Below are 9,989 nucleotides of genomic sequence, written 5' to 3' on the forward strand. Positions count from 1 at the left end.
GGCGACCACGCGGCGCATGCACTGGCCCTTCCAGCGCCGCTTGTGCAGCCGCTTGCGCAGCCGGAACCGCGCGACCAGGCAGAGGAAGACGCCGAGCGGCAGCGCGACCGCGACGTACCCGCGGGCGATCTCGATCTTGAAGGCGTAGGACAGCATCGCGACCGCCGCGACGAGCAGGAACCCCGCCCGCAGCACGCGATGGAACTCCTCGTACCCGACGCCGGTGTAGCGCGGCCGGTACGCGCGGCACAGCGCGAGCGTGACCAGCCAGAACATCGGCAGCACGACGGTGAACGCGAGGTAGGGGACGTCGTCCTCATCCGGGAGTCCGGGGAAGCGCACCGCGAACGCGACGCCGGCGCCCGCCAGCATGGCCAGCGCGTCCAGCGCCACCGCGGCCCGCTGGTACGCCCGGGTCCACTGCTGGACCTCCGACCGCGCCTGGGCCGCGCCGGGGGACTCGGCTTCCGAGGTTCGAAGCCCGTCCATCACGGCCATGCCGACACCACCGTCCTTGCCACACCTTCCCCGGAACGGGGTTCACATCCCGATGACGGCCGAATGCCACACGAGGTTCACATGCGCCCACATGCACCATCGCTGTGATGCATCTTACGGGCCGTCACGAAGCGTGGAAGACGTTCTGAGCCGCGTCCAACCCGTCGGTGAGCATCGCCTCCACCGCGTCGCCGGCGCGCTCGGCGTTGAGGTCGAGCTCCTTGCGCTCGGTCGGGGAGAAGTCCTTGAGGACGAAGTCCGCGGCGTCCATCCTGCCGGGCGGACGGCCCACGCCGAAGCGGACCCGGAGGTACTCCCGGTCGCCCAGGGACTTGGTGATGGACCGCAGCCCGTTGTGCCCGTTGTCGCCGCCGCCCTTCTTGAGGCGGATCGCGCCGTACGGGATGTCGAGCTCGTCGTGCACGACGATGGTCCGCTCGACAGGAACCTTGTAGAAGTCGCGCAGCGCCTTCACCGGGCCGCCGGACTCGTTCATGTACGAGCGCGGCTTGGCCAGGACGACGCGCACGCCCGCGAGCCGTCCTTCCAGGACGTCGGCGCGCGCCTTGTGCGACTTGAACTTCCCGCCGACGCGTCCGCCCAGGACGTCCAGCACCATGAACCCGGCGTTGTGCCGGTTGCCGGCGTAGGACGGCCCGGGGTTGCCCAGCCCGACGACCAGCCACAGATCAGTGCTCACCACGGTTCCTCGGAGAAAAGGGCACGGCCCCTTCCGGTGCGGACGCACTGGAAGGGGCCGTGCTCACAACTGCTGAACGAGCGTCAGACCGGACCGGTCGTCACTCGGCGGCGGCCTCGGCCTCGGCCTCGCCGGCCTCGGCGGCCTCAGCCTCGGTCGGGACCTCGCCCTCGGCGGCCTCGGGGGCCTCGCCCTCGGTGTCGCCGGCGGACGCGGACGCGTCGTTGATCTGCAGGATCATCGTCTCGGCGTCGGTGACCAGGGTGACGCCGGCCGGGAGCTTCACCTCGGAGGCGTGCACCTGGGTGCCGACCTCGAGGCCGGCGATGTCGACGTCCACGGCCTCGGGGATGTGGGTGGCCTCGGCCTCGACCGACAGCTGCACGGTCTCCTGCGCCACGACGCCACCGGAGACGACGTCGCCGACGACGTTCACCGGGATCTCGACGTTGACCTTCTCGCCGCGCTTCACCGCGAGCAGGTCAACGTGCTCCAGGAAGCCCTTGATCGGGTCGCGCTGGACGTCCTTCGGCAGGGCCAGCTCGGCGCCCTTGCCGGGGATGTCGATCGTCAGCAGCACGTTCGGGGTCTTGAGCGCGAGCATGAGCTCGTGGCCCGGCAGCGCGATGTGCACGGGGTCGGTGCCGTGGCCGTAGAGGACGGCGGGCACCTTGCCGGCCCGGCGGGTGCGCCGCGCGGCACCCTTACCGAACTCGGTGCGCGGCTCGGCGGCGATGCGTACCTCGGACACGGCGAAAACTCCTCGTTTGTTGCGATCCACGGCCGACCGGCACGGTCGTCCGCTACGGACAGTGCGAATCAGGCGTTGCTCGATGCGTCGTGCGCCTCGAAGACTCGTTTCGCGTTCCTCCGGGGAGTGCGGAACCTGCTCAGGTTCCACTGCCAGGGCCGCACTGAACCGACCCGGGGGCATACGCGGATTCACAGAGTCTAGCCGATGGCCGGAACGCCTAAGTCCAAAGCCCGCCGCCCAGGGGCGGGCATCGCCTCGGCCTCCGGGACCTCCGGCCTGGAACAAACCAGCTCGAATCGGCTCGAACCAGCGTAATTGTGTCAGGAACGCGCGAGCGCCCGGTCCACGACGCGGACCGGGCGCTCGAAAGCCGGCGCCGGCTAGCTGTGGCCGCCGAACAGGCTGGTCACCGAGCCGTCGGAGAACACCTCGTGGATCGCGCGGGCGACCAGCGGGGCGATCGACAGGACGGTCAGCTTGTCGAACTGCTTGTCCTCCGGGATCGGCAGCGTGTTGGTCAGCACCACCTCGGAGATCTTCGAGTTCTTCAGCCGGTCCACGGCCGGGCCGGACAGCACGCCGTGGGTGGCGGCGACGACGACCTTGGTCGCGCCGTTCTCGAACAGCGCGTCGGCGGCCTTCACGATCGTCCCGGCGGTGTCGATCATGTCGTCGACGACCACGCAGGTGCGGCCCGCGACGTTGCCGACCACGTCGAACACCTTGACCTCGTTGGCCACGTCCGGGTCGCGCTTCTTGTGGATGATCGCCATCGGCACGCCGCCGAGCCGGTCCGACCAGCGCTCGGTGACCCGGACCCGGCCGGCGTCCGGCGCGACCACGGTGACCTGGGACAGGTCGAGCTTGTCCTCGAAGTGGTCGGCCAGCAGGTCCAGCGCGAACAGGTGGTCGACCGGGCCGTCGAAGAAGCCCTGGATCTGCGCGGTGTGCAGGTCCACGGTGATCAGCCGGTCCGCGCCCGCGGTCTTGAACAGGTCCGCCATCAGCCGGGCCGAGATCGGCTCGCGGCCGCGGTGCTTCTTGTCCTGCCGGGCGTAGCCGAAGAACGGCGCGACCACGGTGATCCGCTTGGCGGAGGCGCGCTTGAGCGCGTCCACCATGATCAGCTGCTCCATGATCCACTGGTTGATCGGCGCGGTGTGGCTCTGGATCACGAACGCGTCGCTGCCGCGGACCGACTCCAGGAACCGGACGAAGGTCTCGCCGTTGGCGAAGTCGTAGGCGGAGGTCGGCGTCAGCTCGACGTCGAGGTTCGCCGCGACCTCTTTGGCCAGTTCCGGGTGGGCGCGGCCGGTGAAGAGCATCAGCTTCTTCTGGCCGCTGGTCTGGATCCCACTCACTTGGACGACTCCCCCTCAGAGTTCGTTGCGCCGCTCACTCGCCGGCCTTGCTCTCGTCCCGCTCCGGGATCTCTTCGCGCTCCGGGCCCGCGTTCTCGCGGGCCCGCCGCGCCGCCTCGGCGTACGGGGTGCCGGCGCGCCTGCGCTCGACCCACCCGTCGATGTTGCGCTGCCGCCCGCGGGCGACGGCGATGGCGCCGTGCGGCACGTCGTTGGTGATCGCCGACCCGGCGGCGGTGGTCGCCCCGTCGCCGACCTCGACCGGCGCGATCAGCACGGTGTTGCTGCCGACGAACGCGCGGGTGCCGATCACGGTGCGGGACTTGGTGACGCCGTCGTAGTTGGCGAAGATCGTGCCCGCGCCGATGTTGGCGGCGGGGCCGATCTCGGCGTCCCCGGCGTAGGTGAGGTGCGGGACCTTCGCGCCCTCGCCGACGTGCGAGTTCTTCATCTCGACGTACGTCCCGGCCTTGGCCTTGCGGTCGAGCCGGGTGCCGGGGCGCAGGTAGGCGTACGGGCCGACGCTGGCCTCGGGGCCGATCTCGGCCCCGACGCAGACGGCGTTGACCACGCGGGCGTCCTCGCCGACGGTCGTGTCGGTGAGCGTGCAGCCCGGGCCGACCTCGGCTCCGGCGGCGAGGTGGGTGGCCCCGTGGAGCTGGGTGTGGGGGTGCAGGACCGCGTCCGGCTCGGCGGTGACCTGGACGTCCACCCAGACGGACGCGGGGTCGACGACGGTCACCCCCGCGCGCATGAGCGTCTCCAGGAGGCGGTCGTTGAGCTGGCGGCGGGCCTGGGCGAGCTGGACCCGGTCGTTCACGCCCTGCGTCTCCACCCAGTCCGGGACGAGGTGGGCGCCGGCGCGGTGGCCGTCCCCGCGCAGGATCGCGACGACGTCGGTGAGGTACTCCTCGCCGCTGGCGTTGTCGGTGCTGACCCGCTTCAGGGCGCCGTCGAGCAGCGCGCCGTCGAAGGCGTACATGCCGACGTTGATCTCGCGGACCTCGCGCTGGGCGGCGGTCGCGTCCTTGTGCTCGACGATCCCGGTGACCGCGCCGTCCGGCTCCCGCAGGATCCGGCCGTAGCCGGTGGCGTCGGGCATCTCGGTGGTCAGGACGGTCACGGCGTTGCCCTCGTCCTCGTGCGTGCGCACGAGCTCGGCGAGGGTCTCGCCGCGCAGGAGCGGATGGTCCCCGTTGGTGACGACCACGGTCCCGCGCAGCTCGCCGGTCTGCTCCAGCGCGGTGCGGACGGCGTGGCCGGTGCCGCCCTGGCGCTCCTGGACGACCGGCACGGCGTGCGGGGCGGCCTGCTTCAGGTGCTCGACGACCTGCTCGCGCCGGTGGCCGACGACCACCAGCGTCCGCTCGGGCGCGAGGGCGTCCGCGGCGGCCAGGACGTGGCCGAGCATGGAGCGCCCGCACAGCTCGTGCAGGACCTTGGAGGTACGGGACTTCATCCGGGAGCCCTCACCTGCGGCGAGGACGATGACGGCAGCCGGGCGGCTGGCACTCACTAGGAGGCTCCTCGGCATCGCGGACGGGTGGTGACGGGGCACGCGCCTGCGGTCGTTCACCTGCCGCCCACCGGTGTCCGGCGGACGGCGGGGCAGGTCAGAGCGCACCCGACACCCCGAAGGATACCGTCCGGACCGGATCTGTCAGCCAGCACCCGAGGCGGGAGGAAGCCACGCAGCTCCGGCGCAAGGATTCGAACCTTGTCTAAGGGCACCAAAAACCCTTGTGCTGCCAGTTACACCACGCCGGAACGCCCGGCGGGGCGACTCCCCGCCGATCAGGCCAAGGATACCGAAGCCGACCCCCGCCTCCGGTACCCCTTTTCAGGCACCGAGCCAGTCCGGCAGGGGCTCCCGGGCCTCCAGCCAGGCGGCCGGCGGGGCCGCCCGGACGCCGAGGATCCCGCCCACGATGGCCGCGGTGGTGTCGGTGTCGCCGCCCGCCGCCGCGCACACCCGGACGGCCCGCTCGTATTCGCCCAGGTGGGTGGCGACAACCCACAGGCAGAACGGGACGGTGTCCTGCGCGGAGATCCGCGAGCCGTTCCCCAGCTCGTGCGCGGCCTCCTTGAACGCCCGCGCGCCGGTCCGGGGCAGCAGGTCCAGCGCGCGGCGCAGCCCGCGCCGGACGTACTCCCCCGAGCCGGGCGTGTGGTCGAGGGCGATCTCGATCACATCGCGCGGCGCGGGGTCGCCGGCCTGGGCCACGTGGGCCGCCGCGACCGCCACCGCCACCGCGCCCGCGACGCCCTCCGGGTGGACGTGCGTGACCTCGGCTGACAGCTCGGCCTCCTGGGCGGCGCGGTCGGGGTCGTCCGCGAAGTACGCGCCGAGCGGGGCGACGCGCATCGCCGCGCCGTTGCCGTACGAGCCCTTGCCGGCGAAGGAGTCGCACGCCGCGACGCGCCAGTCGTGGCCGGACCGGACCCGGCCGAGCAGTTCGGCCGCCCCGGCGCCGTACCCGCGGGCGGCGTCCATGCGCTCGGCGAACCGGGCGGCGAGGTCGTCCTGCTCGATCCGGTCGTGCCGGGCGAGGACGTCGACGACCGTGCAGGCCATCTCGGTGTCGTCCGACCAGGCCCAGGGCGCGGGCGGCAGGTCGCGTTCGGCCGCGAGGCCGCGGTGGGCGAGTTCGAGGAACCGGTCGCCGAAGGCGTCTCCGGCCGAGAGTCCGTCCAGGGACGCGAGGGCGCGGGTGAGAGGTGCCATGCGAGCTCCGTCCAGGCGTGGGTACAGCCAGCCATGAGCGCGGGCCCGTCGCCGCTTCCTCCCGGAAGGGTGAACGGGTTCCGACCGGGAAGGGAGAGCGAGGGTAACCGCATGGTGACCGTAACGCGAGATTCGGGCGCAGTGGGCAATTTTACCTTCGAGCGATGTTTACTTACGGGAGCGTAGGTTACGGTGACGTAAGTACGCGCCCGCGAAGCAGGAAGAAGTGGTGAGGTATGACTGCAGCCCCCGTTGTCGACGCAACGGAGCGACGTAAGGCACAACCCGAGTTCGACGCCGAGCCCCAGGGAACCGCCGAGAAGGTCCTGGTCGCGGTGTTCACCGGCGTCCCGTTCCTCGCGCTCTTCGCGGCGGTACCGATGCTGTGGGGCACCTTCCTCGGCTGGACGGACGTCGTCCTGACCGCGATCTTCTACGTGCTCACCGCGGGCGGGATCACCGTCGGCTACCACCGGTACTTCACGCACGGGTCGTTCAAGGCCAACCGCGGCCTGAAGATCTTCCTGGCGCTGGCCGGCAGCCTCGCGATGGAGGGCCCGGTCATCACCTGGGTCGCCGACCACCGGCGGCACCACAAGCACTCCGACATGGAACTCGACCCGCACTCGCCGTGGCGGTTCGGCTCGGACTGGAAGGCCCTCGCGAAGGGCCTCGGCTGGGCGCACTACGGCTGGCTGTTCGACGGCAACCGGACCAACAAGCGCCGCTACGCCCCCGACCTGCTGAAGGACCGCGACATCGCGACCCTGCACCGCTGGTTCCCGGGCCTGGTCGCGGTGACCCTCATCCTGCCCGGCATCCTCGGCGGGCTGATCACCTGGTCCTGGATGGGCGCGCTCACCGCGTTCTTCTGGGCCGGGCTCGTCCGGGTCACCCTCGTCCACCACGTGACCTGGTCGATCAACTCGATCTGCCACACCTTCGGCGCCGAGCACTTCGAGTCGCGCGACAAGTCCCGCAACGTGTGGTGGCTGGCCATCCCGTCGCTCGGCGAGTCGTGGCACAACCTGCACCACTCCGACCCGACCTGCGCCCGGCACGGCGTCCTCAAGGGCCAGATCGACATCAGCGCCCGGTTCATCTGGGCGTTCGAGAAGCTGGGCTGGGCGACCAACGTCCGCTGGCCCAACGCCGACCGCCTCGCCGCCAAGCGCGTGGGCGCCCCGGCTGCCACGGAACCGGTCGCGGCCGCCGCCCCGGGCGGCGAGAAGGCCGCGTGACCGTCACAATTGACGACGTGACTGAACCCGCCCCAAGGTCGCGCAGGAAGCGCATGACCGGCAAGGAACGACGCGAGCAGCTCCTCACCATCGGCCGGACCCTGTTCGCCGAACGGGGGCTGGACGGCACCTCGGTGGAGGAGATCGCCAGTGCCGCGGGGGTCTCCAAGCCGGTGGTCTACGAGCACTTCGGCGGCAAGGAGGGCCTCTACGCGGTCGTCGTGGACCGCGAGTTCGAGCGGCTGCTCTCGGTGGTGACCGAGGCCCTGAACTCGGCGGCCCACTACCGCACCAAGCTGGAGAAGGCCGCCCTCGGGCTGCTGGCCTACATCGAGGAGCACCCCGACGGCTTCCGCATCCTGGTGCGGGACTCCCACGGCGGCACCGGCACCGGCTCCTACGCGAGCCTGCTGAGCGAGATCGCCGGCGAGGTCGAGCACATCCTCGCGCAGGAGTTCAAGCGCCACGGCTACGACGACAAGGCCGCGCCCATGTACGCGCAGTCGCTCGTCGGGATGGTCGCGCTGACCGGCCAGTGGTGGCTGGACGTGCGCAAGCCCGGCCGCGAGGAGGTCGCCGCCCACATCGTCAACCTCGCCTGGAACGGCCTGTCCGGCCTGGAACCCCGCCCGCACGTCGATCCGAAGCGGCGCCGCAAGGAGCTGGAGCGGATGGAGCGGCAGCGGGAGAAGGCCGCCGCCAAGGCCGAGAAGGCGGAGGCGAAGGCCGCCGCGAAGGCCGAGAAGGTCCAGCGCAAGGTCCACCGCGACGACGAGGCGGACGAGGGCGGGCTCCTGGGCGAGGACGAGATCGTCCGCGACACCACGGAGATCGCCACCTACTGAGACCTCACCGGGCCCGCTGCGGCGCGTCCGGCCGGGTACCACGAGTGAAGGGCGGCTCCCGCGTCACCGCGCGGGAGCCGCCCTTCGCTCGTGATGCGTCCGGTGCGGCCGTCAGGCGGGCTCGAGGAACTCCAGCCGGTTGCCCACCGGGTCGGCGGCGTAGAAGCGCAGGTAGCCGGGGAACAGGTCGTCCGGCGTCACCTCGTGGCCGGCCGCGCGGAGCCGCTCGGCGAGGGCGTCCAGGTCGTCCACGAGGAAGGCGGGATGGGCTTTCTTCGGCGGGGTGAAGCCGGGGTCGATGCCCACGTGCAGTTCGAGGCCGGGGCCGCGGAACCAGGCGCCGCCCCGCTTCGCCAGTTCCGCCGGCTTCGGGACCTCGGTGAAACCCAGCAGCCCGGAGTAGAAGGCCCGCATGGCGTCCTCCGTCCCGGCGGGCGCCGCGATCTGGACATGGTGGTAACCCTTGATGGTCAAGGGCTTCTCCTAAGAAGGTATGGGATGCCGTCCGCCGCACGGGGTGAGGCACCGCAGGGGAACGGAATCGCTTCCCCCGTCCGGCGGACGGCATCCTGCTCTAGGGGTCGGAGCGTTTCGTGGCGACCACGAAGACGCGCCGGAACGGGAACACCGTTCCGTAGGACGTCCGGGGGTACGCCTCGCGGAGGCGCTCCCGGTACACGCCGGTGAACTCGCGGGCGTCGGACGGGCTCAGCGCGGTCAGGACGGGCCGCAGCGCCGTCCCCTTCACCCACTCCAGCACCGGGTCGTCGCCCTGGAGCACCTGCGCGTAGGTCGTCTCCCAGGCGTCCACGCGGCAGCCGAGCCGGGTGAGGACGTCGAGGTAGCCCGCCGGTTCGAGGACGGGGTCGGGCCGGACGACGCCGCCGAGCCGGCCGCGCCAGCGCGGCGACTCGCACAGCTCGCGCAGCAGCGTGTGGCTCGGGGCGTCGAAGTTGCCGGGCACCTGGAAGGCGAGCACGCCGCCGTCCGCCAGCGCGTCCAGCCAGCGCGGGAACAGGTCCACGTGCCCGGGGACCCAGTGCAGCACGGCGTTGGCGACGATCAGGTCGACCGGGCGCTCCGGACGCCAGTCCTCGACCTCCCACACGCCGAAGCGGAGCCGTCCGGGGATCTCGTGGGCGCGGGCGGCCTGGACCATCTCCAGGGAACTGTCGTACCCGTCGATCTCGGCGTCCGGCCAGCGCGCCGCGAGCGAGGCCGTCAGCTCGCCCGAACCGCAGCCGAGGTCGACCACGTACCCCGGGCGCTCCAGCCCGGTGCGCGCGACGAGCTCGAAGAACGGCCGGCCGCGTTCGCCGCCGAAGGCCCCGTACTGCTCGGGGTCCCAGACGGCCGCGGGCGGGCGCGGGGCGGCTGCGGGCGGGCGCTGCGTTTCTCTCGACATCAAGAGAGATGATGCCCCGGCCCTATCTTGATGTCAAGAAAGTCATCTCGATATCAAGACAGGTAGGGTGACCTCATGCACGACGAGGTCGATCGGCTCGTCGAGGCCTGGCACACCGAGCGCCCGGACCTCGACGTCTCCCCCCTGCTGGTCCTGAGCCGGGTCTCCCGCCTCGCCCGCCACCTGGACCGGGCCCGCCGCGCCGTGTTCGCCGAACAGGACCTGGAGTCCTGGGAGTTCGACGTCCTCACCGCCCTGCGGCGGGCGGGGGCGCCCTACGAGCTGTCCCCCGGCCGCCTGCTGCGCGCCACCCTGGTCACCTCGGGCACCATGACCAACCGCATCGACCGGCTCACGGCCGCCGGGCTGGTCGAACGCCATCCCGACCCGGCCGACAAGCGCGGCGTCCTGGTCCGCCTCACCGACGCCGGCCGCACCCGCGTCGACACCGCCTTCGCCG

Annotated in this window: 10 protein-coding genes, 1 tRNA gene and 1 pseudogene; 3 read left to right on the forward strand and 9 right to left on the reverse strand. The window is 71.6% G+C overall.

All coding sequences use genetic code 11. From position 1 onward, the window contains the following. The 7 genes and pseudogenes from AB0J52_RS14840 to AB0J52_RS14870 form a co-directional block, all read right to left on the reverse strand. Positions 1-498 (reverse strand): annotated as a pseudogene (locus AB0J52_RS14840) (sugar transferase); the annotation flags it as partial. 124 nt (positions 499-622) lie between these two features. Further along, a complete protein-coding gene (gene pth / locus AB0J52_RS14845) occupies positions 623-1,201 on the reverse strand; it encodes an aminoacyl-tRNA hydrolase (protein WP_500182123.1) in 579 nt (192 codons plus the stop codon). Positions 1,202-1,298: 97 nt separating this feature from the next. Then, positions 1,299-1,949, reverse strand: a complete 651-nt coding sequence (locus tag AB0J52_RS14850) for a 50S ribosomal protein L25/general stress protein Ctc (RefSeq protein ID WP_500182124.1) — start codon at positions 1,947-1,949, stop codon at positions 1,299-1,301. 383 nt (positions 1,950-2,332) lie between these two features. Beyond that, the gene (locus tag AB0J52_RS14855) at positions 2,333-3,313 is read right to left on the reverse strand and encodes a ribose-phosphate diphosphokinase (RefSeq protein WP_500182125.1); all 981 of its coding nucleotides are present in this window, start codon (positions 3,311-3,313) and stop codon (positions 2,333-2,335) included. A gap of 34 nt (positions 3,314-3,347) precedes the next feature. Then, entirely contained in the window at positions 3,348-4,829 is a 1,482-nt protein-coding gene (gene glmU, locus AB0J52_RS14860; protein WP_500182126.1) for a bifunctional UDP-N-acetylglucosamine diphosphorylase/glucosamine-1-phosphate N-acetyltransferase GlmU, read from the reverse strand. Positions 4,830-5,008: 179 nt separating this feature from the next. Continuing rightward, positions 5,009-5,080 (reverse strand) — tRNA-Gln (locus AB0J52_RS14865). Between the two features lie 73 nt (positions 5,081-5,153). After that, positions 5,154-6,038, reverse strand: a complete 885-nt coding sequence (locus tag AB0J52_RS14870) for an ADP-ribosylglycohydrolase family protein (RefSeq protein WP_500182127.1) — start codon at positions 6,036-6,038, stop codon at positions 5,154-5,156. A 236-nt stretch (positions 6,039-6,274) separates the two neighbouring features. Between AB0J52_RS14870 and AB0J52_RS14875 the strand changes: the two genes are divergently transcribed. Both AB0J52_RS14875 and AB0J52_RS14880 read left to right on the forward strand, forming a co-directional pair. After that, positions 6,275-7,279, forward strand: coding sequence for an acyl-CoA desaturase (locus tag AB0J52_RS14875; protein ID WP_500182128.1), 1,005 nt, complete (start codon positions 6,275-6,277; stop codon positions 7,277-7,279). A 17-nt stretch (positions 7,280-7,296) separates the two neighbouring features. Then, positions 7,297-8,124 carry a TetR/AcrR family transcriptional regulator gene (locus AB0J52_RS14880; protein ID WP_500182129.1) on the forward strand — a complete coding sequence of 276 codons (828 nt, stop codon included), beginning with the start codon at positions 7,297-7,299 and terminating at the stop codon, positions 8,122-8,124. Between the two features lie 111 nt (positions 8,125-8,235). Here AB0J52_RS14880 and AB0J52_RS14885 read toward each other — a convergent pair whose 3' ends face one another. Together AB0J52_RS14885 and AB0J52_RS14890 are read right to left on the reverse strand one after the other, a co-directional pair. Then, positions 8,236-8,598, reverse strand: coding sequence for a VOC family protein (locus AB0J52_RS14885; protein WP_500182130.1), 363 nt, complete (start codon positions 8,596-8,598; stop codon positions 8,236-8,238). A gap of 100 nt (positions 8,599-8,698) precedes the next feature. Further along, complete coding sequence (locus tag AB0J52_RS14890; protein WP_500182131.1) at positions 8,699-9,529, reverse strand: trans-aconitate 2-methyltransferase; 831 nt, start codon at positions 9,527-9,529, stop codon at positions 8,699-8,701. A 75-nt stretch (positions 9,530-9,604) separates the two neighbouring features. Here AB0J52_RS14890 and AB0J52_RS14895 point away from each other — a divergent pair. Continuing rightward, positions 9,605-9,989, forward strand: a 385-nt coding sequence (locus AB0J52_RS14895; protein WP_500182132.1) for a MarR family winged helix-turn-helix transcriptional regulator, incomplete at its 3' end; no start/stop codon positions are given.

The sequence above is a fragment of the Spirillospora sp. NPDC049652 genome (assembly GCF_040675125.1).
Lineage (GTDB): Bacteria > Actinomycetota > Actinomycetes > Streptosporangiales > Streptosporangiaceae > Spirillospora.